The 22,001-nt window shown below is 73.9% G+C and carries 21 protein-coding genes and 1 riboswitch; of the genes, 13 read left to right on the top strand and 8 right to left on the bottom strand.

Going from position 1 to position 22,001, the window contains the following annotated elements:
- Positions 1 to 3 precede the first annotated feature (3 nt).
- A complete protein-coding gene (locus BLW47_RS14015) occupies positions 4 to 732 on the bottom strand; it encodes an SDR family oxidoreductase (protein ID WP_091556391.1) in 729 nt (242 codons plus the stop codon).
- 164 nt (positions 733 to 896) lie between these two features.
- Between BLW47_RS14015 and BLW47_RS14010 the strand changes: the two genes are divergently transcribed.
- Complete coding sequence (locus BLW47_RS14010) at positions 897 to 1,592, top strand: hypothetical protein (RefSeq protein WP_091556389.1); 696 nt, start codon at positions 897 to 899, stop codon at positions 1,590 to 1,592.
- 61 nt (positions 1,593 to 1,653) lie between these two features.
- On the opposite strand, the gene cydB is transcribed toward BLW47_RS14010, so the two are convergent.
- Complete coding sequence (cydB, locus tag BLW47_RS14005) at positions 1,654 to 2,649, bottom strand: cytochrome d ubiquinol oxidase subunit II (RefSeq protein WP_091556387.1); 996 nt, start codon at positions 2,647 to 2,649, stop codon at positions 1,654 to 1,656.
- 9 nt (positions 2,650 to 2,658) lie between these two features.
- On the bottom strand, positions 2,659 to 4,074 hold the full coding sequence (locus BLW47_RS14000) for a cytochrome ubiquinol oxidase subunit I (RefSeq protein ID WP_091556385.1): 1,416 nt from the start codon (positions 4,072 to 4,074) through the stop codon (positions 2,659 to 2,661).
- A 144-nt stretch (positions 4,075 to 4,218) separates the two neighbouring features.
- Between BLW47_RS14000 and BLW47_RS13995 the strand changes: the two genes are divergently transcribed.
- Positions 4,219 to 4,983 carry a lysophospholipid acyltransferase family protein gene (locus BLW47_RS13995; protein ID WP_091556382.1) on the top strand — a complete coding sequence of 255 codons (765 nt, stop codon included), beginning with the start codon at positions 4,219 to 4,221 and terminating at the stop codon, positions 4,981 to 4,983.
- Positions 4,984 to 5,006: 23 nt separating this feature from the next.
- On the opposite strand, the gene BLW47_RS13990 is transcribed toward BLW47_RS13995, so the two are convergent.
- Positions 5,007 to 5,540 carry a LuxR family transcriptional regulator gene (locus tag BLW47_RS13990; RefSeq protein ID WP_091556380.1) on the bottom strand — a complete coding sequence of 178 codons (534 nt, stop codon included), beginning with the start codon at positions 5,538 to 5,540 and terminating at the stop codon, positions 5,007 to 5,009.
- Positions 5,541 to 5,617: 77 nt separating this feature from the next.
- Here BLW47_RS13990 and BLW47_RS25120 point away from each other — a divergent pair, with 77 nt between their 5' ends.
- Positions 5,618 to 5,770: a hypothetical protein gene (locus BLW47_RS25120; RefSeq protein WP_175543626.1), complete on the top strand. Its 153-nt coding sequence runs from the start codon at positions 5,618 to 5,620 to the stop codon at positions 5,768 to 5,770.
- Between the two features lie 353 nt (positions 5,771 to 6,123).
- On the opposite strand, the gene BLW47_RS13985 is transcribed toward BLW47_RS25120, so the two are convergent.
- Positions 6,124 to 6,735 carry a hypothetical protein gene (locus tag BLW47_RS13985; protein WP_139307292.1) on the bottom strand — a complete coding sequence of 204 codons (612 nt, stop codon included), beginning with the start codon at positions 6,733 to 6,735 and terminating at the stop codon, positions 6,124 to 6,126.
- Positions 6,736 to 6,843: 108 nt separating this feature from the next.
- On the opposite strand from BLW47_RS13985, the gene BLW47_RS13980 reads away from it, so the two are divergent.
- The 6 genes from BLW47_RS13980 (at position 6,844) to BLW47_RS13955 (ending at position 12,321) form a co-directional block, all read left to right on the top strand.
- A complete protein-coding gene (locus tag BLW47_RS13980) occupies positions 6,844 to 7,617 on the top strand; it encodes a glycerophosphodiester phosphodiesterase family protein (protein WP_245736632.1) in 774 nt (257 codons plus the stop codon).
- Between the two features lie 43 nt (positions 7,618 to 7,660).
- On the top strand, positions 7,661 to 9,037 hold the full coding sequence (locus tag BLW47_RS13975) for an MFS transporter (protein WP_091556798.1): 1,377 nt from the start codon (positions 7,661 to 7,663) through the stop codon (positions 9,035 to 9,037).
- 78 nt (positions 9,038 to 9,115) lie between these two features.
- Positions 9,116 to 9,793 (top strand): thymidine kinase, encoded by a 678-nt coding sequence (locus BLW47_RS13970; protein ID WP_091556375.1) that lies wholly within the window; start codon positions 9,116 to 9,118, stop codon positions 9,791 to 9,793.
- Positions 9,794 to 9,798: 5 nt separating this feature from the next.
- A complete protein-coding gene (locus tag BLW47_RS13965) occupies positions 9,799 to 10,170 on the top strand; it encodes a GntR family transcriptional regulator (protein ID WP_091556373.1) in 372 nt (123 codons plus the stop codon).
- An 81-nt stretch (positions 10,171 to 10,251) separates the two neighbouring features.
- Positions 10,252 to 11,259 (top strand): TerC/Alx family metal homeostasis membrane protein, encoded by a 1,008-nt coding sequence (locus BLW47_RS13960; RefSeq protein WP_091556371.1) that lies wholly within the window; start codon positions 10,252 to 10,254, stop codon positions 11,257 to 11,259.
- A gap of 291 nt (positions 11,260 to 11,550) precedes the next feature.
- On the top strand, positions 11,551 to 12,321 hold the full coding sequence (locus tag BLW47_RS13955) for a sulfite exporter TauE/SafE family protein (protein ID WP_091556369.1): 771 nt from the start codon (positions 11,551 to 11,553) through the stop codon (positions 12,319 to 12,321).
- Here BLW47_RS13955 and BLW47_RS13950 read toward each other — a convergent pair.
- Positions 12,300 to 13,202, bottom strand: a complete 903-nt coding sequence (locus tag BLW47_RS13950; RefSeq protein ID WP_091556366.1) for an alpha/beta fold hydrolase — start codon at positions 13,200 to 13,202, stop codon at positions 12,300 to 12,302. The genes BLW47_RS13955 and BLW47_RS13950 overlap by 22 nt on opposite strands.
- A gap of 207 nt (positions 13,203 to 13,409) precedes the next feature.
- Between BLW47_RS13950 and BLW47_RS13945 the strand changes: the two genes are divergently transcribed.
- From BLW47_RS13945 to BLW47_RS13935, 3 genes are read left to right on the top strand one after another with little or no spacing between them, the layout of a single operon-like run.
- The gene (locus BLW47_RS13945; RefSeq protein ID WP_217634847.1) at positions 13,410 to 14,978 is read left to right on the top strand and encodes an IucA/IucC family protein; all 1,569 of its coding nucleotides are present in this window, start codon (positions 13,410 to 13,412) and stop codon (positions 14,976 to 14,978) included.
- Positions 14,975 to 16,639 (top strand): IucA/IucC family protein, encoded by a 1,665-nt coding sequence (locus tag BLW47_RS13940; protein ID WP_091556364.1) that lies wholly within the window; start codon positions 14,975 to 14,977, stop codon positions 16,637 to 16,639. The genes BLW47_RS13945 and BLW47_RS13940 overlap by 4 nt, the downstream gene beginning before the upstream one ends.
- Entirely contained in the window at positions 16,629 to 17,795 is a 1,167-nt protein-coding gene (locus tag BLW47_RS13935) for an alanine racemase (protein WP_091556362.1), read from the top strand. The genes BLW47_RS13940 and BLW47_RS13935 overlap by 11 nt, the downstream gene beginning before the upstream one ends.
- Here the strand turns inward: BLW47_RS13935 and def are convergent.
- Complete coding sequence (gene def / locus BLW47_RS13930; protein ID WP_091556360.1) at positions 17,785 to 18,288, bottom strand: peptide deformylase; 504 nt, start codon at positions 18,286 to 18,288, stop codon at positions 17,785 to 17,787. The two genes, BLW47_RS13935 and def, sit on opposite strands and share 11 nt — an antisense overlap.
- Positions 18,289 to 18,552: 264 nt before the next feature.
- Here def and BLW47_RS13925 point away from each other — a divergent pair, with 264 nt between their 5' ends.
- Complete coding sequence (locus BLW47_RS13925; RefSeq protein ID WP_091556358.1) at positions 18,553 to 18,753, top strand: DUF5999 family protein; 201 nt, start codon at positions 18,553 to 18,555, stop codon at positions 18,751 to 18,753.
- Between the two features lie 138 nt (positions 18,754 to 18,891).
- Here the strand turns inward: BLW47_RS13925 and gcvP are convergent, their stop codons facing one another.
- Positions 18,892 to 21,720, bottom strand: a complete 2,829-nt coding sequence (gene gcvP, locus BLW47_RS13920; protein WP_091556356.1) for an aminomethyl-transferring glycine dehydrogenase — start codon at positions 21,718 to 21,720, stop codon at positions 18,892 to 18,894.
- 80 nt (positions 21,721 to 21,800) lie between these two features.
- Positions 21,801 to 21,900, bottom strand: a riboswitch (glycine riboswitch).
- Positions 21,901 to 22,001 lie beyond the last annotated feature (101 nt).

The following is a 22,001-nucleotide window of genomic DNA, read 5'->3' as shown; positions in this document are numbered from 1 at the left end:
CGCTCAGAGCCCGCCGGCGACCCGCAGCACCGTGCCGGTGGTGTACGAGGCGTCCGGGCCGAGCAGCCAGACGATCGCCGCGGCCACCTCGTCGGCCTCGCCGGCGCGGCCCAGCGGCACCCGCGGGGCCATTCGCGCGGGGCGGTCGGGCTCGCCGGAGAGCGCGTGGATGTCGGTCCAGATGGTTCCGGGGGCGACGGCGTTGACCCGGATGCCGCGGGGGCCGAGCTCCTTGGCCAGCCCCACGGTCAGGGTGTCGGTCGCGGCCTTGGCGGCCGCGTAGTGCACGTACTCGCCGGGGCTGCCGAGCGTGGCGGCCGCGGAGGAGACGTTGACGATGGCGCCGCCGGCGGTCATGCGACGGGCCGCCTGCTGGGCGCAGAGCACGTAGCCGATGAGGTTGACGTCGATCACGCGCCGCAGGTCGGCGACGGTCACGTCGACGAAGGGGCCGATGACGCTCGTGATGCCGGCGTTGTTGACCAGCCCGGTGAGCTCGCCGAGCTCCTGCGCGGCGTCGAACAGCCGTGCGACGTCGTCGGGGTCGGCGGTGTCGGCCCGTACGGCGATGCCGCGGCGGCCGGCGGCGTGGACCAGATCGCGCACGGCGGCGGCGGCCGACTCGTCGTGGCGGTAGCAGAGCACGACGTCGTGGCCGTTTTCGGCGAGACGTCGCACGGTCGCCGCGCCGATTCCCCGGCTGCCGCCGGTCACCACCGTCACCGGGCTCATCGATCGACTCCCCTCGCGATGCACCGAGGCTACCCGCCGGTCATCCGGGGTGGCGGCGGCGGGGGCGCCGACCGGGGTCCGCATCCGGGGGTGTCCCGTCGATCGCTGTCACAGCGACCTGATAGGAAGAGCGGGATCAAACACCTGTACGGAAGAGGGAGCTGATGGCCGCCGCGCACACCGCTGCTGCAGCCTTGTCCACCGAGGACCTGGCGACGATCCGCGAGACGCTCGCGGCCGGGCGCAAGCCGAAGGTGATGTTCACCGAGGCCGCCGGTCAGATCGCCGGCCAGATCGGCCAGGTGGTGGGGTTGACCGATCCGGCGGTGTCGGAGGAGTGGGTGGTGGTCCGGTTCGGCCGCGACGAGTTGCCCTTCTCCCCCGGCGACCTGTGCATCCCGCCCAAGGGCGCCACGGCCCGGCGGCCGGAGCCCACGGTGGAGCCGGAGCGACCGCCGGCGCCGGAGTTCAAGTTGGACCGGCCGGTGGTGCCGGCCCCGCGCGAGGAGACGACCATGGCGCAGGCCCCTGTCGACGGCGACGCCAAGCCGGCGCGGCCCAAGGCGGCGAAGGCGGCCAGGCCGAAGGGTCCGGCCGGGCTGACCGTGACCCTGGCCTACGCCGAGGGCGAGTGGACCGTCGGCGCGACGCAGGGCAGCAAGGCGCTCGCGAAGCCGTACGTGATCCGGCCGGTGGAGGCGTTGAAGATGGTGGCGCTGATCGACGTGCCGGGGGTGCAGGAGGCGGTGGAGCAGATCCTGGCCGCCGAGCGGGCCGAGGCCGAGCAGCAGGCGCAGCGGCTGCGCGCCGAGCTGGCCGAGATCGAGGCGCGCCTGGCGGAGCTGCGCGACGCCGGCTGACGGGCGGGCGCGGTGCGCACGGGGGCCGCCGGCGACGGTGTCGGCCCCCGCGCGCGCCGCGTCAGTCGGGGATGTTGGCCACCCCGATGCGCCGGCGGAACACCCAGTACGTCCACCCCTGGTAGAGCAGCACGATCGGGGTGAACACCAGCGCCACCCAGGACATGATGGTCAGCGTGTAGGGGCTGGAGGCGGCGTTGTCGACGGTGAGGGTGCCGGCCGCGTCCAGCGTCGAGGGCAGCACGGTCGGGAACAGCGCGGCGAACAGCGCCGCCACGGTCAGGCCGATCGCGGTGGCGGTGCCGGCGAAGGCGCGGCCCTCCCGGCGTACCCGGTTGGCGGCCAGCGCCGCGATCAGCGCGCTCGCCGCGACCGCGGCGAGCGCGACGGCGGCCGGGCTGCTGCGCAGCGTCAGCGTCCAGGCCAGGAACGCCACGGCGAGCGCGGCGGCGACCACGCCGACCCGGCCGGCGAGCCGGTTGGCGCGCGCCCGGATGTCGCCGGTGGTCTTGAGCGCCACGAACAGCGCGCCGTGGCTGAGGAACAGCGCCGCGGTGGTCGCGCCGCCGAGCAGGGCGTACGGGCTGAGCAGGTCGAGCAGGCCGCCGACGTACTCGTGGTCGGCGTCCAGCGGCACCCCGCGCACGATGTTGGCGAACGCGACACCCCACAGCACGGCCGGCACCGCCGAGCCGACGATGATGGCCGCGTCCCAGCGGGCCTTCCAGGAGCGCTCGGGACGCTTGTGGCGGTACTCGAAGGCGACACCGCGCAGGATCAGCGCGATCAGGATGGCCAGCAGCGGCAGGTAGAAGCCGGAGAACAGGGTGGCGTACCACTCGGGGAAGGCGGCGAACAGCGCGCCGCCGGCGGTGATCAGCCAGACCTCGTTGCCGTCCCAGACCGGGCCGATGGTGTTGATCAGCACGCGGCGTTCGCGGTCGTCGCGGCCGAGCACCGGCAGCAGCATGCCGACGCCGAAGTCGAAGCCCTCCAGGATGAAGTATCCGGTGAACAGCACGGCGATGAGCAGGAACCAGACGGTGGTGAGTTCCACGGCGGTCTCCTAGTAGGCGAAGGCCAGCGGCCGGTCGGCGTCGTCGTCGTCGCGGTCGGGCTCCGGTGGTGGGGCGAGCTCCGGCAGCCCGGCCCTGGCGTAGCGCACGAGCAGCCGGAACTCGACGATGGCCAGCGTGGCGTAGACGAGCGTGAAGGCGGTGAAGGAGGTCAGCACCTCGGCGAGGGAGACGCTGATGGACACGCCGTCGCGGGTGAGCATCTCGCCGAAGACGATCCAGGGCTGCCGGCCCATCTCGGTGAAGATCCAGCCGAAGGAGTTGGCGGCCAGCGGCAGCGCGGGCATGATCAGGCCGGCGCGCAGCAGCCACTTCGAGGTGGGGGTGCGGCCCCGGCGCTGCGCCCACAGCGCCCAGAGCGCGATCGCGGCGGCCGCCATCCCGAACGCGATCATGAAGCGGAAGCTCCAGTAGGTGACCGGGATGATCGGGGTGTAGTTGCCGGGGCCGTACTGGGCGGCGTACTGGGCCTGCAGGTCGCTGATGCCGCGGACCTCGCCGTCGAAGCTGCCGGTGCCGAGGAACGACAGCAGGCCGGGGATCTTCAGCGCGTACAGCTCGCGGCTGCCGTCGAGGGTGCCGATGGTGAGCACGGAGAAGGCGGCCGGGCTCTCGGTGTCGTAGAGCCCTTCGGCGGCGGCCATCTTCATGGGCTGCACCTCGGTCATGATCTTGCCCTGGATGTCGCCGGTGATGGTCACGACGACGGCGGCGATCAGGGTGGTCCAGGCGCCGATTTTGCTGGCGACGCGGTAGGCGCCGGCGTCGGGGTTGCCGGGGTGGCGGATGAGGTGCCACAGCGCGACGCAGACCATGAGCGCGCCGGCGACCAGGAAGCAGCCGGCGATGGTGTGCGGGAAGGTGACCAGGGCGACCTTGTTGGTCAGCACGGCGACGAAGTCGGTCAGCTCGGCCCGGCCGGTGTCGGGGTTGATCCGGTAGCCGACCGGGTTCTGCATCCAGGAGTTGGCCGCGAGGATGAAGTAGGCGCTGAGCATGCTGCCGAGCGCGGCGATCCAGATGGTGGCCAGGTGCACGAGCCGGGGCAGCCGGTCCCAGCCGAAGATCCACAGGCCGAGGAAGGTGGATTCGAGGAAGAACGCCAGCAGCGCCTCGATGGCCAGCGGGGCGCCGAAGATGTCGCCCACGAACCGGGAGTAGTCGCTCCAGTTCATGCCGAACTGGAACTCCTGCACGATGCCGGTGACGATGCCCATCGCGAAGTTGATCAGGAAGAGTTTGCCGTAGAACTTGGTGAGCTTGAGATAGCGCTCGTCGCCGGTGCGCAGCCAGACGGTCTGCAGGATCGCGACCAGCAGCGACAGCCCGATGGTCAGGGGGACGAACAGGTAGTGGTAGACGGTGGTGACACCGAACTGCCACCGGGCGACATCGAGGGCGTCCACGGCAACTCCCAGGTATTTACTACGGGACGTAGTAAATACTACCTACCGTCGTAGTTCGGTTCCCAGGGCCTCCGGTCCCGAGACGGCCGCCGACCTTCGGCCCCTCTGCACGCGGCGCTCCGGACCGTGCGACCATCACCGCTGATGGACGCCCCCACCCCCTGGCAGCCACCCCGGCTGTGGCTGTTTCTCCAGCTCGTCGCCCGTGTGGTGGTCGCGCTGCTGGCCCGACTGCGGGTCACCGGCGACGTGCCCGACGACCTGCGCCGCGGGCCGCTGATCCTGGCCGCCAACCACATCAGCCCGTTCGACCCGATCGTGCTGACCGCCGCCTGCCGGGCACGCGGCATCGCGCCGCGGATCATGGCCACCGGAGGGCTGTTCCGCGCCCCGGTCGTCGGCGCGGTGATGCGGCACAGCGGACACATCCGCGTCGACCGGGCCACCGCCACGGTCGCCGAGGCGCTGCCCGCCGCGGCCGCCGCTGTGGCCGGCGGATCGGCGGTGCTCGTCTACCCGGAGGGGCGCATCGGCCTCGACCCCGGCATGTGGCCCGAGCGCGGCAAGACCGGCACCGCCCGGCTCGCGTTCGCCAGCGGCGCCGCCGTGGTGCCCGTCGCCCAGTGGGGCGCACACACCGTGCTGCCGTACGCCACCCCGAGGGGACTGCTGCCGGCGGTGCTGCGGGCGCTGCTGCGCCGGCCGGTGATCCGGGTGCACTTCGGCGCGCCCGTGGACCTGTCCGACCTGGAACCGGACCGACCCGGCCACGCCCGGCGCGCCACCGACCGGATCATCGACGCCCTCACCGACACCCTGGCCCCGCTGCGCCCCGACGAACCCGACCGCCCGCGCCACGTCGACCCGACCCGGCCCAGCGACACCGCCCGCCAGCACCGCCGCGGCTGACGCACGCCCGCGGCGGGCCCGCGTTACGAGGGCGGACGCTGACGCAGGTACGCCAGCACGGCCTCCCGGGTGGTGCGCGCGCCGAGCATGGCGCGGGCCTGCGCGATCCGCCGGTTGGCGGTGCGCAGCGACAGGAACTCCGCGGCCGCGGCGGCGGCGATGGTCTCGCCGTTGGCCAGCCGCTCCAGCAGCGCCCGCTGCTCGGGCACCAGCCGCGCCACCCCGGCGCGCTCGCCGGGCGGCTCCTCCCGCGGGTCCCGGCACAGCGCCCCCAGCCGGGTCAGCTCCTCGACCAGTGCCCGCCCGACGTCGGCGGCCACGTCGGCGATGACCACCAGACCGGCGCCGCGGGCGGCGGCGAGCACCGCCTGCCCGGCGGTGGCCTGGTCGGCGACCCGCCCGAAGAGCACCAACTGGCGGCCGCTGACGTCCCACGGCGCCTCCGGCAGCCCGAACCCCTCCCGGGTCGCCCAGCCGGAGCGCGCCAGCCGCCGCAGCACGGTCGTGGCGTCGGCCGGCGAGCCCAGCACGTAGCGGGGCGGGTCGGCGGCGCTCACGGCGCGGCCCCCGACGACGCGGCCGCACCATCGGGCTGCGCGCCGGGTGCGCGCGGTCGCGCCGCCGCAGTGGCGACGTGCTGTGGTGCCGTCGCGAGGGCGACGACCTTCTGGTGTGCCGTCGCGGTGGCGACGACGTGCTGGTGTGCCGTCGCGAGAGCGACGACCTGCTGGGTGACGCGGCCGGGCCCCCCAGCCCGGTCACGATCGGCGAGTGCGTGTCGCACTGATCCCTCCCGCCACGGTCCGCGGCCACCGCGCCCACACGACGGCGGCACGAACATTGGGATCCTGCGCCGGCAGGATATTCATACTGTGCGCGCCGGCGGTGTGGCCTCGTGCCGGGGCCCGATCGATCGGACCGGCCCGCCACTGTGACGCCGGGTCTTCGCCATTGTCACCGACCGTAGGGCCGTTGAGGAGTCATGGATTCTGCCCGCGCCCGGCGCCGCGACCGCCGCTCGGCGGCCGTCACCGCTCGTGAGCAGGGATTCTGTCGCAGCGGTCGGTCGGCGGGTACCACGGCCACCGGCCAAATGCCGGAAAGTCGACACTTGTCTGGCGGCCGGCCGGCGGATCACTCTCACCACAGCAGCGTGTGGGGATCGGCGGCCATCGCCCGCAGCCGGGCGACCGCCTCCGCCCCGCCCGGACAGCGCGCCACCGCCAGCACGTCGGCCAACACCCGCAGCTGGGCCGGCGGCAGCAGGGCGCCGTCGCGGCTGCGCAGCCGCAACCGCACCGTCGCGGCGTCGGTCACCACCGTCAGCACCGGCGTGTCCCGCACGCCGCCGACCGGCGGCGGCGCCGCGTCCGGGGGCGGGCCGTGGGCGGTGGGGGCCAGGATCACCGCGCGCGCCGCGGCGAGGTTCACCGTCCGCGCCGTCAGGTTGCGCACCGTCAGGAACGTGCCCTCCAGCCACGCCCCCGTCCGGCCCACGAACGCGATCATCACCGCCGCGCCGCCCGCGACCACCGCCGCCGCGATCACCGCCGGCACGACGGCCACCGGCTGCAGGTACGGATGCCGGCCGGGACAGGCGAACGCCCAGACCGCCATCCGCCCCACCGCGTAGCCCACCCCGCCGGCTACCCCGACGGCCATCGCCCCGAGAACCGACAGCGTCACGATCCGTGACCTGCGGGTGCGCTCGAAGCCGACCGCCAGCGGAAAACGCCACGTGGCCGCCTGCACCGGGGCAGGATCGCACAGCGCGCCGCCGACCCGCCCCCGCACGCGCCGGGGCAACAGTGTCAATCCGCGTTCGCCGGGATGTCGCCGCGACAGGGCATACTGCGCTGCGTGCCCGCCCGCTACCTGGACGCTCCCACCCCGCTGGCGTTCGCGCATCGCGGGGGCGCCGCGCACGGCGACGAGAACACCGCCGAGGCGTTCGCCCGCGCCGTCGCGCTCGGCTACCGGTACGTGGAGACCGACGTGCACGGCACCGCCGACGGCGTCGCGGTGATCTTCCACGATCCGACGCTGGAACGGGTGACCGGCCACAAAGGCAGCATCGCCCGGCTGCGCTGGGCCGACCTGGCCACCGTCCGGGTCGGCGGCGCCGCCGCCGTGCCCCGGCTCGACGACGTCCTCGACGCCTGGCCGACGGTGCGGTTCAACATCGACGTCAAGGCCGACACCGGCGTGCACCCCGCCGTGCAGACCATCCAGCGGGCCGGCGCGACCGACCGCGTGCTGCTCGCCTCGTTCAGCGACCGGCGGCTGCACCGGCTGCGCTCACTGGCCGGGCCCTCCGTGGCGACCTCGCTGGGCATGCGCGGCGTCGCCCGGCTGCGCATCGCCTCGGTCACCGGCCGCCGGCTGCGGCTGCCGCCGTCGGTGGTCGCCGCCCAGGTGCCCGTCTGGTACGGGCGGCTGCGCGTCGTCGACCGCCGCTTCGTCGAGTACGCCCACCGCCTGGGACTGCACGTGCACGTCTGGACGATCGACGAACCCGCCGAGATGCACGAGTTACTGGATCTGGGCGTGGATGGCATCATGACCGATCACGTCGACGTGCTGCGCGACGCCTACGCCAGCCGCGGCCTCTGGCCGGCCGACCCCACCGCCTGAGGTCGGCCGACCGGAGCCCGCCCCCACTTCGAGAAGGATGTCGATGGTCGACACCACCACCTCCGCTGTGGAGGTTCCCCCCGCCAGCAGCCGCAGCGAGCGCGTCGGGTGGTACTTCTACGACTGGGCCAACTCCGCCTTCTCCACGACCGTCGTCACGGTCTTCCTCGGCCCCTACCTGACCGCGATCGCCAAGACCGCCGCCGGCTGCGCGGGCGACGACCCGTGCACCGGGCGCACCATCGACGTGCTCGGCTTCGCCATCTATCCCGGCTCGCTGTTCCCGTACACCGTGTCGCTGTCGGTGTTCCTCACCGTGTTCGTGCTGCCGGTCGTCGGCGCGATCGCCGACCGCTCGCCGCACAAGAAGCAGCTGCTGGCGTCCTTCGCCTACCTCGGCGCCGCCGCCACCGCCGGGATGCTGTTCCTCACCGGCGAGCGCTACCTGCTCGGCGCGGGCCTGTTCCTGCTGGCCAACATCGCGTTCGGCGCCAGCGTGGTGGTCTACAACTCGTTCCTGCCGCAACTGGCCGGGCCGGAGGAACGCGACGGGGTCTCCAGCCGCGGCTGGGCGTTCGGGTATCTCGGTGGCGGCACCCTGCTGGCGCTCAACGTCGTCGCCGTCGCCTTCAAGGACCGCCTCGGGCTCAGCACCGGCGACGTCGCCCGCTACAGCATCGTCTCGGCGGGCCTGTGGTGGGCGCTGTTCACCACGCTGCCGCTGCGCCGGCTGCGCAACCGGCCCCCCGCCGCCGGGCCGGCGCGCGGCTCCGTGCTCACCGACGGGTTCCGGCAGCTGTGGCACACCCTGCGCGGCCTCAAGGCGTACCCGCTGACGCTGTTCTTCCTGGTCGCCTACCTGGTCTACAACGACGGCATCCAGACCGTCATCGCGCTGGCCAGCGTCTACGGCACCGAGGAGCTCAAGCTCCCCGACGAGGTGCTGGTGCCCACCATCCTGATGGTGCAGTTCCTGGCGTTCTTCGGCGCGATGGGGCTCGGCGCCCTCGCCAAGCGCATCGGCGCCTGGAAGACCGTGCTGATCAGCCTGGTGCTCTGGACCGTCGTGCTCATCGCCGCCTACCTGCTGCCCGCCGGCCGGGCGGTGCCGTTCGTGCTGCTGGGCGGTGCCATCGGCATCGTGCTCGGCGGCAGTCAGGCGCTGAGCCGGTCGCTGTTCAGCCAGCTCATCCCGAAGGGTAAGGAAGGCGAGTACTTCGGGCTGTACGAGATCTCCGACAAGGGCACCAGCTGGCTCGGGCCGCTGCTGTTCGGCCTGGCGTACGGGGCGACCCAGAGCTACCGGGTCGCGATCATCTCACTGATCACGTTCTTCGTCGTCGGCTTCGTCGCGCTGCTCGCCGTGCCGGTCCGCCGCGCGATCATCGCCGCCGGCAACACACCGCCACGGGTGCTGTGACAGTGTGACCGGCCCCTCGCCCCGCGCCGCACAACTGGCAAGGGGCCGGTCGCACACCGTGCGCTAGGCTGCCCGACCGTGACCGACGACTCCGCCCTGTCCCCCGCCTGCCTGGCCGCCGGTGACGGCCGGCTGCGCCACGGCGCCGCCCTGAAGTTCTTCTGGGGCCCCATGGACTGCGGCAAGTCCACCCTCGCCCTGCAAATGGACCACAACCACGCCCGGCAGGGCCGCCGCGGACTCGTGCTCACCCGCAACGACCGCTCGCTGGGCCCGCAGGTCACCACCCGCATCGGGCTGGCGCACTCGGCGATCGAGGTCACCGACGACCTGGACCTGCGGGCCCTGGTGCGCAGCCGCTGGGCCGACGGGTTCCGCGTCGACTACCTCATCTGCGACGAGGCCTGCTTCTACACGGTGGCGCAGGTCGAGCAGATGGCCGACCTGGTCGACAGCTACGACGTCGACGTGTTCGCCTTCGGCCTGGCCACCGACTTCCGCTCCGCGCTGTTCCCGGCCGCGCAGCGGCTGTTCGAACTCGCCGACGAGGTCTCCCGCATCCAGGTCGAGGTGCTGTGCTGGTGCGGACGCCAGGGGCACCTCAACGCCCGCGTCGTCGCCGGCGCCGTCGCCCGCGAGGGCGCACAGGTCGTCATCGGCGACACCGTCGACCACGCCGACGTCCGCTACCAGGTGCTGTGCCGGCGACACCACCGCGCCGGCGACCTCGGGCCCACCGCCGCCCGGGCGAGCTGACCCCCATGGTCGCCACCGCCCTGCGCATCGACCCCGGCTCGGCGGTCGCCCCCTACGAGCAGATCCGCACCCAGATCGCCGCGCTCGCCGCCGCCGGACACCTGGCCGCCGGCGCCCGGCTGCCGACCGTACGCCAGCTCGCCGACGAACTCGGCCTGGCCGTCAACACCGTCGCCCGCGCCTACCGGGAGCTCGAGCAGGCGGGGCTGGTACAAACCCGCGGCCGGCACGGCACCTTCGTCACCCACCGCGCCGCCGGCGTGCCCGCCGAGGCCGAGGCGCTGGCCGCCCAGTACGCCGCGCGCATCCGCGAGCTCGGGATCGATCCCGCCCGGGCGCTCGCCCTGGCCCGCGCCGCCCTCGGCATATCCGAATAGCCGGTCCCGTCGGCAGCCGATCGCGGACATAAGCCGCCGTGTCGGTCATTCCGGTGGCGCGCGCCGGGCATCATCGACTCCATGAGCGCAACACTGGAGATCACCACGACCGGCTGGGTCGTCACCATAGGCCTGATCGTCGGGCTGCTCGCCCTCGACCTGATCCTCGCCGCCATACGGCCACACGCCGTCGGCTTCAAGGAGGCCGTCACCTGGTCGATCTTCTACGTGGCGGTCGCGATCGTCTTCGGACTGGTCTTCGCCGCCCAGGTCGGCGGCGAGTACGGCAGCCAGTACTTCGCCGGCTACATCGTCGAGAAGAGCCTGTCGGTCGACAACCTGTTCGTCTTCGTCATCATCATGACCACCTTCGCGGTACCCGAGGAACACCAGCACAAGGTGCTCACCTTCGGCATCATCACCGCGCTGATCATGCGCGCGATCTTCATCGTCATCGGCGCCGCGCTGCTCCAGCTCTTCACGTTCATGTTCCTGATCTTCGGCCTCCTGCTGATCTTCACCGCGATCCAGCTGTTCCGACACCGCGACGAGAACCCCAGCGTCGAGGACAACGGCCTGGTCAAGCTCACCCGACGCGTCCTGCCCCTCACCGACCAGTACGTCGGCGGCAAGCTGTTCGCCCGCATCGACGGCCGACGCATGGCCACCCCGCTGTTCGTCGCGCTGATCGCCATCGGCAGCAGCGACCTGCTCTTCGCCCTCGACTCCATCCCCGCCGTCTTCGGCGTCACCGAAGAGGCCTACATCGTCTTCGTCGCCAATGCCTTCGCCCTGCTCGGCCTGCGCGCCCTCTACTTCCTCGTCAAGGGGCTGCTCGACCGGCTCGTCTATCTCTCCACCGGGCTCGCGCTCATCCTCGCCTTCATCGGCGTGAAGCTCGTGCTGCACTACGGCCACACCCTCAGCGACCGGGTGCCCGTGATCCACACCAACGTGTCCCTCGTGGTGATCCTCGTCGTCCTGGCCGTCACCACCATCGCCAGCCTGATCAAGGTGCGCCGCGATCCCGCCGCCCGCGCCCACCCCGGTTCCCTGCGCGCCCACGACGAGGACCCCGACCGCGCCTGACCCGCCCTCATCCCGCCCACCGGCCCCCTGCGCGTACGGCCCACGCCGCGCCCGCCGGGGGCCGGTCCCGTGAGGAGGTACATAGAGCGGTAGGCGGGCACGACACCCTGTGCGATGGTGATCAGGTGATCGTCAAAGCCCTGATGTGCTCCATGTTGATCTTCGTCGCCGGCGGGGCCGTCGGCATCTGGCTCCGTGGCCGGCGCGGCCGCTGACCCCACCACCCCCCACCCGGTGAGGCGCAACACAACCCGACGCGCCACCGCCACCCGGCCGGAAGAATGCCAGCCCATGGACATCGGCTCGCTCAGCACACTCCTCGCCGCGGCCGCCGCGGCCGGCTGGGTCGACGCCGTCGTCGGCGGCGGCGGCCTCCTGCTGCTGCCCACCCTGCTCATCGCCGCACCCGGCATGCCACTCGCGACCGCACTCGGCACCAACAAACTCGCCGCGATCGCCGGCACCAGCACCGCCGCCCTCACCTACGCCCGACGCGCCAAACTCGACTGGCGCCTCGCCGGACCCGCCGCCGCCCTCGCCGTCGTCACCGCCGGAGTCGGCGCCGCCCTCGCCGGCAGCATCCCGGCCAGCGCCTACCGACCCGTCGTACTCGCCGTGCTCGTCAGCGTCGCGCTCTTCGTCACGCTCCGGCCCCGCCTCGGCGTCGTCGCCGAACCGCACAAACGCACCCGCGGCCGCGCCGCCGCCGCGATCGCCATCGCCGGCGGGCTCATCGCCCTCTACGACGGCATGATCGGCCCGGGCACCGGCACCTTCCTGGTGCTGACCTTCACCACCCTGATCGGCGCCGACTTCGTACACGGCTCGGCCATGGCGAAGATCGTCAACGCCGGCACGAACCTCGGCGCGCTCGCCGTCTTCGCCGCCTCCGGACACGTCGCCTGGGCCGTCGGCGCCGGCATGGCCGCCTGCAACATCCTCGGTGCCACCCTCGGCGCCCGCATGGCGCTGCGGCGCGGATCCGGCTTCGTCCGCATCGTGCTGCTCGTCGTGGTGCTCGCGCTGGTCGCGAAGCTCGGCTACGACCAGTGGCTGGCCTGACCGGCCGCCGGGGAGGACGTCGACGCCAGCGCGAGGATCCGGGCGGTGACCAGCTCCGGGTGCTCCATCAACAGCGCATGGCCGGCATGCGGCACGATCTCGGCCCGCACCACGGGCAGCAGCGCCGCCGCCCGTGCCCGGACCCGACGCGCGTCGTGCACCGCGCTGTGCTGTGCGAACAGCGCCAACACCGGCGTACGGACCGCCCGGAGCTCGTCGTCGGTCAGCGGGCGCGGCACGGGTAGCCGCCGGCGGAACGCCACCGCGGCGACCGCGAGCCGCACCAGGTCCGCGTCCCGCAGCGTCGCGTTACGCAGCCAGCCGGCCGCACGGTCGCGCAGGGACGGCGGCGTCAGCGCCGCGCAGCCGCTGGCCACCAGCCACAGATAGAACCGCGCCCGCACCGCGGCGAAACCGGCCGGGTCGACCAGCGCGACCGTGCGCACCCGCGCCGGTTCGTGCAGCGCCAACTGCAGCGCCAACCAGCCGCCGTAGGAGAAGCCCACCAGGTGCGCGGCGGACACGCCCACGCCGTCGAGAACCTGCGCCAACCACCGCGCCCCGTCCCGACCGTGCCGCACCGGGCCCGCCTGCACCGACCGGCCCGGCTCGCCGACCGTGTCGACGACGACAAGCGGATGCCGGGCCCCGAGCGCCGCCACGTGCCGGTGCCACGACAGACAGCTGCCGCCCGCGCCGTGCAGCAGCACCATCGGCTCACCGTCGACCCGTCCGCACCGCTGCACCCGCGTCGTACCGAACGACGTCGGTACGTCCCGCGCCTCGCCCGGCATCGGCCACAGCCGTTCGAAGGCCCGGTCGTACGCGGCATGGAACCGCGCGCGGGCCGCCGGGCTCCGGAATGCGCCGATCCCTGTCATGGCCTTTTCCTCTACCCACTCCCCTGGGCCGGGTCGCCTCCCTGGGTCGGTGCTTTCCGGCGGGTATGCCGGAAAGCACAACCGCTAGAGCGTCCTAGGAAGCTAGGTGTACCTGTGTTTCCCGACCCGGGGCGGTTGGCGCGGTGACGGCGTAGTCGCGAAGAATGTCGGAGACCGGGACCTTCCGGCCGTCCGACGGGAGAGACCGTGACGCAGGCGCCGGACGCGCACGCCACCCTGCACGCCCTGGCCGAGCAGCGACCCGAGCTGGTCGGCCCGTACACCGCCGCCCTGCCGGGAGCCCGCGCGGCCGTCCTCGGCCGGCTCTGGGGCGCGATCGCCCGCGAGCCGATCGACGGGGTCGGCCACCGGATCAGCCGCGACGGCGCCGTCACCGTCGCCCTCGCCGACGGGCGGGGACTGACCGGCCCCGCCGACGCCGCCGTCCCGTTCGCCCCGGCGCCCGCCGGACTGGCGGTGCGGTGGGACGGGCAGCCGTACGACGACGCGTCCGCGCTGCTGCGCGCGCTCGCCCTGCCCCGGGCCGAGCGCCTCGCCGCCGAGCTGGCCAACAGCGTCGCCAACCTCGCCCTGGCCCGCGCCGCCCAGCCCGCCCCACACGGTGGGCCCGCCGCGCTCACCGGACCGGCGCCGCACCCGGCGTTCTGGGAACAGCTCGTCGTCGACGGACACCCGCTGCACCCCGGCTGCCGCACCCGGCTGCCGATGTCGACCGCCGAGGTGCTGGCGTACGCCCCGGAGCACCGGACCACCGTCGAGTTGCGACTGGTCGAGGTCCCGGCACGACGGTGGCTGGCCACCGGCGCCGGACTGCCCCCGGTGCTGCCGCTGCACCCGTGGCAGCATGACCACGTGCTCGACGCGCACCCCTGGCTGCGCCCGACCCGCCGGGTCGCGCCGGCCCGCCCCCTGATGTCGCTGCGCACCGTGGCACCCGTCGCGCATCCGGACCAGCACTGGAAGACCGCGGTGGACGTGCAGATGACCAGCGCGGTGCGCACCGTCTCGCCGGCGGCGCTGCGCAACGGACCGGTGGTCACGGCGTTCCTCGCGGAGCTGACCCGGCCCCTCGACGCGATCACCGTGCTGCCGGAGACCGCCGCCGGGGCGGCGCTGGTCGACGGCGAGCCGTGCCGCAGCCTCGCCGTGCTGGTCCGGCAGGCCCCGCCCGGCGACGCCGTGCCGCTGGCCGCGCTCGCGGCCCCCTCCCCCGCGACCGGAGCGCCGCTGGTGACCGAGGCGGTCGCCCTCGGGTACGCCGGGGACCCGGTCGCGTTCCTCGCCGACCTGGCCGGGGTGCTGCTGCCGCCGCTGCTGTGGCTGCTGCGCCACGGGGTGGCGCTGGAGGCGCACGGCCAGAACACGCTGGTGGTGCTGGCCGGCGGGCGGCCACGGCGGCTGATGTACCGGGACGTCGGCGGGGTGCGGATCAGTCCGGCGCTGCTGCACCGGCACGGGGTCGAGCCGCCGCCGCTGCACGGCGATCTGGCCACCGACGACCCGGAGGAGCTGCGGACCACCCTGCTGGCCGCGCTCGGGGTGGTGCTCGGCGAGCAGGTCGCGGTGCTGTCCCGGGCGTACGACGTCGCGCCGGCGACGCTGTGGGCGGCGATCGCCGCGACGCCGCTGCCGGAGGCCGATCGCGCCGTGCTGACCGGACCGACGCTGCCGGTGAAGGCGACCACCGCGATGCGGCTGGCCTCCGATCCCCTCGAGCCGATCTGGGCGCGACTGCCCAACCCCATGGCGCGATGACGCTCGCCGACCGGCCGGCGCGCAGCCCCGGCACCCTACGCGAGGCCGCCGCACGGACCGAACGGCGACTCGACGCGCTCGCGCCCGAGCTGGTCGACGGGTTCCGGGCGGCGCTGCCGCGCGCGGCGCAGACCGTGGGACGGCGGCTGCTCGGGGCGCTGTGGCGGGAGCAGATCGGCGACGCCCGGCAGCGGTACGCCCGCGCGGGCCGGCGGCACGCCTTCGACCGGACCGAGTTCGACGCGGCGCCGGCCGATGAGCCCGCCGCGCTGCTGCCGCCGTCGGTGGTGGGGCGGGGCGGGGCGGCGCTGGCCGGGGAGCTGACCGACGCGGTGGTCAACCTGGCGCTGGCGTACGCCCGTGGGACGCCGCCGCCGGACGGGGCCGGCGCCGACGGGCGGGCCCTGGACGCGGAGCGGCGGGCGGTCGACGGCCATAATCTGCACCCGTGCGGACGCACCCGGCTCGGCTGGGACGTCGCGGACGTGCTGCGGCACGACCTGGAGGCGGGCACGACCGGGATCGGGTTCGTCGCGGTGCGCCGGGACCTGCACCTCGGCGACGACGTCGGGGCCGCGCTCGCGGACGCCTACCCGGAGGTGCCGGCCGCGCCGCCGGGCTTCGTGGTGCAGCCGGTGCACATCTGGCAGCGCGACGCGGTGTTGCGGCGTCGCTACGCCGACCTGGTGGCGGCCGGAGCGCTGCGGCCGCTGGAGGGCACGCTGCCGGCGGCGCCGACCGCGGCGCTGCGCACGCTGCTGCTGCCGCCCGGCCGCGACGGACGACGCCGACACCTGAAGGTGTCGCTGGACATCCAGGTCACCTCGACCCGGCGGACCATCTCGGTGGCGAGCACCCGTAACGGGCCGGCGCTCACGGCGCTGCTGGAGCGGCTGTTCGCCGAGGACCCCGACGCCGATCGCGTGCTGTTGCTGCCCGAAACGGCGGGCGCGGCGGTGCCGGCCGGGTCGGGCCGGGACATGTCGGTGATCCTGCGCGGCGGGCTCGACGACCGGCTCAGCGGCGCCGAACAGGTGGTGCCGGGCACGGCGCTGACCGCGGGGGGCGTGCTCGGCGACCTGGTCGACCGGTACGCGCCCGAACAGCCGCGGGCGGCGGCCGCGCTCGGCTTCGTCACCGCGTACGCCCGGCTGCTGCTGCCGCCGCTGCTGCGGCTGGCCACCCGGTACGGCATCGCGCTGGAGGCCCACCTGCAGAACTGCCTGCCGACCTTCGTCAACGGCACACCGCACCGGCTGGTGCTGCGCGACTTCGCCGGGCTGCGGGTGTTGCGACCGCGGCTGGCCGCCGCCGGGGTTCGGCTGCCGTTGTGGCCGGGCTCGGTGATCGGCACCGACGACGCCCCGGTGATGCGCGCCAAGCTCGGCTACACCGCGTTGCAGGCGCACCTCGGGGAGCTGGTGGTGCGGCTGACGGCGTCGCACGGGCTGGACGAGGCGGCCGCCTGGCGGGCGGTGCGCGGGGTGGTGGACGAGGCCTACGAGCCGCTGCGCGCCGAGCCGGCGACCGCCGCGGCGGCCGACGCCGACCACGCCGCGCTGACCGCCGGGCGGGTGCCGCACAAGGCGCTGGTGCGGATGCGGCTGGTCGGCAGCGGGGACGTGCACGTGCCGGTGCAGAATCCGCTGCATGTTCGGTGAACGGGTCGGCGCTGCGCTGACGGGCGCGGCCACCCCGGTCTGTGCGTACGTCTACGACCGCGCCGCGCTGCGGGACCGGGCCGCGGCCGTGCGGGCCGCGCTGCCGCCCGGCGCGGTGCTGCTCTACGCGATGAAGGCCAACGGTCACCCCGAGGTGGTGGCGACGCTGGCGGCCGCCACCGACGGACTGGAGGTCGCCTCCGGCGGCGAGCTCGCGGTGGCACGCGCCGCCGGGGCGGAACGGATCGTCTTCGGCGGGCCGGGCAAGACCGACGCGGAGCTGCGCGCCGCCGTCGATGCGGGCGCGCTGGTCAACGTGGAGAGTGCGCACGAGCTGCGCCGGCTGGCGTTGGCCGCGCAGCGGGCGGCCACGACCGCGACGGCGGCGCTGCGGGTCAACCGGGCGGCGGCGGGACCGGCCGGCAGCCACCGGATGACCGGGAACCCGACCCCGTTCGGCATCGATGAGACGCAGCTCGCCGACGTGCTGGCGCTGGCGGAGACGCTGCCGTCGGTGCGGCTGCGCGGCTTCCACCTGCACGCGGTGTCGAACAGCCTGGACGCGGCCGGGTACGCGGAGTTCGTCGCGGACGCGGTGGCGTGGTCGGTGGCGACCGCGGGGCGGCACGGGTTGCCGCTGGCGTATGTCAACGTGGGCGGCGGCCTGGGGATCGACTACGCCGGTGACGGGCGCTTCGACCTGGCGGCGCTGCGCGCCGGTCTGGCCGGGGTGCCGGGCGCGCTGCCCACCGGGGCGGAGCTGGTCGTCGAGCCGGGACGGTTCCTGGCCGCCGAGGCCGGCTGGTACGCCGCCGAGGTGCTCGACCTGAAGCGCACCCACGGGCGGTGGTTCGCGGTGCTGCGCGGCGGCACCCACCACTTCCGGCTACCGGCGGCATGGGGCTACAGCCATCCGTTCACGGTGCTGCCGGTCGAGCGATGGCCGTACCCGTTCGCGCGGCCCGAGGTGCGCGACGTGCCGGTGGACGCCGTCGGCGAGCTGTGCACGCCGCGCGACGTGCTCACCCGCGCTCAGCCGGTCGCGCGGCTACGCGTCGGCGACGTGCTGGTCTTCGGGCGGGCCGGCGCGTACGGCTGGGACATCTCGCACCACGAGTTCCTGCGCCACCCGCACCCGGAGATGATCATCGTCTAGCGCGGCTCCAGGGCGTCGCCCGGATCTCCCGCAGCGCCTCGCGCCGGGTCTGTCCGCGCAGCGTGTCGACGTACAGCTTGCCGTCGAGGTGATCGGTCTCGTGCTGCAGGGCGCGCGCCAGGAAGCCGCTGGCGGTGACGGTCAGCGGCTCGCCGTACTGGTTGAAGCCGTGCGCGGTGGCGTGCATGGCGCGCGGGGTCGGGAAGTAGAGCTCGGGGATGGACAGACAGCCCTCGTCGCCGCCCTGCTGCTCCTCGGAGAGCTCCAGGGTCGGGTTGACCAGGTGGCCACGGTGGCCGTCGGCGTCGAAGACGAAGACCCGCGCGCTGACGCCGATCTGCGGGGCCGCGACGCCGGCCCGGCCCTCCGCGCCGAGCAGGGTGTCCATCAGGTCGGCCACCAGGGCGCGCAGCTCGGCGTCGAAGCTGGTGACCGGCGCGCAGGGGGTGCGCAGCACGGGGTCGCCGATGATCCGGATGGGGTGCATCGTCATGCACGCCAGGCTATCGCCGTGCGGCCCGCGGCCACCGGTCGGCGTGGCGCCCCGGGTCGTGACGGGAGCCTTCCCATGCGGAAAGTGACGACAACGGGCCCTTCCGTGCATCACGGCGCCGCCTGGACCAAATCACCTCGTCCGAAGAGTCGATTCTTCCGCCAACCGCCGGACAGTTGCTCGAAACAGTGTCGTTGTGCTTGGTAACGTGCGTCACTGGTCATGTGAACCATGACACAGCGCCCCCACAGTCCGGAGAACCCGATGTGTCAGCACCAACCGACCTGTCCGTCCGCCGAGGCAACTGATCGGGAGGCCGCGCGCATCATCGCGTGCTTCCCGGAGCAGGGCTGGAGCCTCCTCTGCAACGGGGTGATCGTCTTCGAGGACACCGGCGAGCTGCTCCCCGACGGGAGCACGATCGCGCCGCACCGCGGGCCCGCACGGCACGCGCTCGCCGCGTAGCTCCGCCGCCCCGCCGTCGCGCGGGCCGGGCGCCGCCGACGACCCGCGGCGCCCCGCGCACCCCACCGCTCAACGCCGAGCCTTGCGGCCGCCCCGCCCCCGTGCGGGAGACAGGGGCGGCCGACGATGGCCGTATCCTCAGTCCGCGAACGCCTCCGGCGGCGGGCACGCGCAGACCAGGTTCCGGTCGCCGAACGCGCCGTCGATGCGCCGCACCGGCGGCCAGTACTTCGCGAGCCGGTCCACCCCCGTCGGATAGGCCGCCACTGAACGCGGGTAGGCGTGCTCCCAGTCGTCGCCGCTGACCATCGCCGCGGTGTGCGGCGCGTTGACCAGCGGGTTGTCCCCCGCCGGCCACTCGCCGGAGCCGACCCGGTCGATCTCGGCGCGAATCGCGATCATCGCGTCGCAGAACCGGTCCAGTTCGGTCAGGTCCTCGCTCTCGGTCGGCTCGACCATCAGCGTGCCGGCGACCGGAAACGACATCGTCGGGGCGTGGAAGCCGTAGTCGATCAGCCGCTTGGCCACGTCGTCGACGCTCACCCCGGTCGCCTTGGTCAGCGGCCGCAGGTCGAGGATGCACTCGTGGGCGACCAGGCCCTTGTTGCCGGAGTAGAGCACCGGGTAGTGCTCGCGCAGCCGGCTGGCGACGTAGTTCGCGGCGAGCACCGCGACTCCGGTCGCCCGGGCCAGCCCCTCGGCGCCCATCATCCGCAGGTACGCCCACGGGATCGGCAGGATCCCGGCGGAGCCGTGCGCGGCGGCCGAGATCACCGGCCGACCGTCGCCGGAGGTCGCCGCGCCCAGCGGGTCACCGGGCAGGAACGGCGCGAGGTGGGCGCGCACCGCGACCGGGCCGACGCCGGGGCCGCCGCCGCCGTGCGGGATGCAGAACGTCTTGTGCAGGTTCAGGTGGGACACGTCGGCGCCGAACCGGCCCGGCTTGGCGAAGCCGACCAGCGCGTTCAGGTTCGCCCCGTCGACATAGACCTGTCCACCGGCGTCGTGGACCTTCGCACAGAGCGAGGCGATGCCGGTCTCGTAGACGCCGTGCGTCGAGGGGTAGGTGACCATGATCGCGGCGAGCGCGTCGCGGTGCGCCTCGATCGTGCGGTCGAGGTCGACCGGGTCGACGTTGCCCTCGGCGTCGCAGGCCACCACGACGACCTTCATGCCGGCCATCACCGCGCTGGCCGCGTTGGTGCCGTGCGCCGACGACGGGATCAGGCAGACGTCGCGGTGCCCCTCGCCGCGGTCGCGGTGGTAGGCGCGGATCGCCAGCAGTCCCGCCAGCTCGCCCTGCGAGCCGGCGTTGGGCTGCACGCTGACCGCGTCGTAGCCGGTCACCTCGGCCAGCCACCCCTGCAGCGACTCCACCAGCTCCCGGTAGCCGGCGGTCTGCTCGGCCGGCGCGAACGGGTGCAGGTTCGCGAACTCCGGCCAGGTCACCGCCTCCATCTCGGTGGTGGCGTTGAGCTTCATCGTGCAGGAGCCGAGCGGGATCATCCCGCGGTCCAACGCGTAGTCGTAGTCGGCGAGCCGGCGGAGGTAGCGCAGCATCGCGGTCTCGGAGCGGTGCGCGTGGAAGACCGGGTGGGTCAGGTAGTCGGTGGCGCGCGCCAGCGCGGCCGGCAGCGCGGTCGGGGCCTCGCCGGTGAACTCCGGCACCCCGAACGCGGCCCACACCGCGCCGAGGTGCGGGTCGGTGGTGGTCTCGTCGCAGGCGATCCCGACCCGGTCCGCGTCGACCGCGAGCAGGTTGATCCCGCGCGCGGCGGCGGCCGCGACCACCTCGGCGGCGCGGCCGGGCACCACCGCGGTGACGGTGTCGAAGAAGTTGGCGTGCGCGACGGTGACGCCGCCGGCGCGCAGCCCGGCCGCGAGCCGGGCGGCCCGCTCGTGGGTGCGCGCGGCGATCGCCCGCAGCCCCTCGGGCCCGTGGTAGACGGCGTACATCCCGGCCATCACCGCCAGCAGCACCTGCGCGGTGCAGATGTTGCTGGTCGCCTTCTCGCGACGGATGTGCTGCTCGCGGGTCTGCAGCGCCAGCCGGTAGGCGCGCGCGCCGTCGGCGTCCTTGGAGACCCCGACCAGGCGGCCGGGCAGCATCCGCTCCAGGCCGGCGCGCACCGCGAGGTAACCGGCGTGCGGGCCGCCGAAGCCCATGGGTACGCCGAAGCGCTGCGTCGTGCCGGCGGCGATGTCGGCGCCGATCTCGCCGGGCGCCCGCAGCAGGGTCAGCGCCAGCAGGTCGGCGGCGACCGTGACCAGCGCCCCGGCGGCGTGGGCCGAGTCGACCAGGCCGGCGTGGTCGCGGACCGCCCCGGAGGCGCCCGGGTACTGCAGGTGCAGGCCGAAGAACTCGTCGGGCAGCGGCTCGGTGTCCAGGTCGAGGACGCGTACCTCGATGCCGAGCGGCTCGGCCCGGGTGGCGATGACCGAGATCGTCTGCGGCAGGGTGTCGGCGTCCACGACGTACACCGGAGCCTTGACCTTGGAGGCGCGGCGGGCGAGCGTCATCGCCTCGGCCGCCGCGGTCGCCTCGTCGAGCATGGAGGCGTTCGCGGTGGCCAGCCCGGTCAGGTCGGTGACCATGGTCTGGAAGTTGAGCAGCGCCTCGAGGCGCCCCTGGCTGATCTCCGGCTGGTACGGGGTGTACGCCGTATACCAGGCCGGGTTCTCCAGCACGTTGCGGCGGATCACCGCCGGGGTGTGGGTGCCGTAGTAACCCAGGCCGATCATCGACACGGCCACGGTGTTGCGGGTGGCCAGCGCGCGCAGCTCGGCGATGGCCTGCTGCTCGGTGGCGGCCTCCGGCAGGTCGAGGGTGCCGTGCCAGCGGATCACCTCGGGGATGGCGGCGTCCATCAGCTCGTCGAGCGAGGCGTAGCCGACGGTTTCCAGCATGCGCCGGACGTCGTCGGGATCGGGGCCGATGTGCCGGGCGGCGAACGACTCTGCGGTCACGGGTGCTCCAAGGGCGAGGTCGACGGGCAACCTCCCCCTCTGTCGCGCGCCCGCGCTGGCGCGCACACACTCCAGAGTCGCCTGCCCGCGTGGTCCTTTTGCCTGAGAGGTTCCGGGGAGGATTTGCCCCTTCGGCGCCGTCCGGCTGGTGGGCCGGGCGGTCTCTCCCGCACGGGTGGTACCGGCAAGGTCAACGCTACCAGTCTGAACGCGTCGCCACCCAAATCACCCGGCCCCGTGTCGGCTCGATCCGGGTCCTGCACGAGTTCCTCGGCCTGCTG

This window comes from Micromonospora pattaloongensis (genome assembly GCF_900107255.1).
GTDB lineage: Bacteria > Actinomycetota > Actinomycetes > Mycobacteriales > Micromonosporaceae > Micromonospora_I > Micromonospora_I pattaloongensis.
The sequence above is the reverse complement of the archived record's forward strand: the minus strand, read 5'-3'. Positions and strand labels throughout refer to the sequence as shown.

Coding starts and splice junctions, on each gene's coding strand:
- BLW47_RS14015 (WP_091556391.1), bottom strand. CDS start 732: ATGAGCCCGGTGACGGTGGTGACCGGCGGCAGCCGGGGAATCGGCGCG.
- BLW47_RS14010 (WP_091556389.1), top strand. CDS start 897: ATGGCCGCCGCGCACACCGCTGCTGCAGCCTTGTCCACCGAGGACCTG.
- BLW47_RS13995 (WP_091556382.1), top strand. CDS start 4,219: ATGGACGCCCCCACCCCCTGGCAGCCACCCCGGCTGTGGCTGTTTCTC.
- BLW47_RS13975 (WP_091556798.1), top strand. CDS start 7,661: ATGGTCGACACCACCACCTCCGCTGTGGAGGTTCCCCCCGCCAGCAGC.
- BLW47_RS13965 (WP_091556373.1), top strand. CDS start 9,799: ATGGTCGCCACCGCCCTGCGCATCGACCCCGGCTCGGCGGTCGCCCCC.
- BLW47_RS13960 (WP_091556371.1), top strand. CDS start 10,252: ATGAGCGCAACACTGGAGATCACCACGACCGGCTGGGTCGTCACCATA.
- BLW47_RS13955 (WP_091556369.1), top strand. CDS start 11,551: ATGGACATCGGCTCGCTCAGCACACTCCTCGCCGCGGCCGCCGCGGCC.
- BLW47_RS13950 (WP_091556366.1), bottom strand. CDS start 13,202: ATGACAGGGATCGGCGCATTCCGGAGCCCGGCGGCCCGCGCGCGGTTC.
- BLW47_RS13940 (WP_091556364.1), top strand. CDS start 14,975: ATGACGCTCGCCGACCGGCCGGCGCGCAGCCCCGGCACCCTACGCGAG.
- BLW47_RS13935 (WP_091556362.1), top strand. CDS start 16,629: ATGTTCGGTGAACGGGTCGGCGCTGCGCTGACGGGCGCGGCCACCCCG.
- def (WP_091556360.1), bottom strand. CDS start 18,288: ATGACGATGCACCCCATCCGGATCATCGGCGACCCCGTGCTGCGCACC.
- BLW47_RS13925 (WP_091556358.1), top strand. CDS start 18,553: ATGTGTCAGCACCAACCGACCTGTCCGTCCGCCGAGGCAACTGATCGG.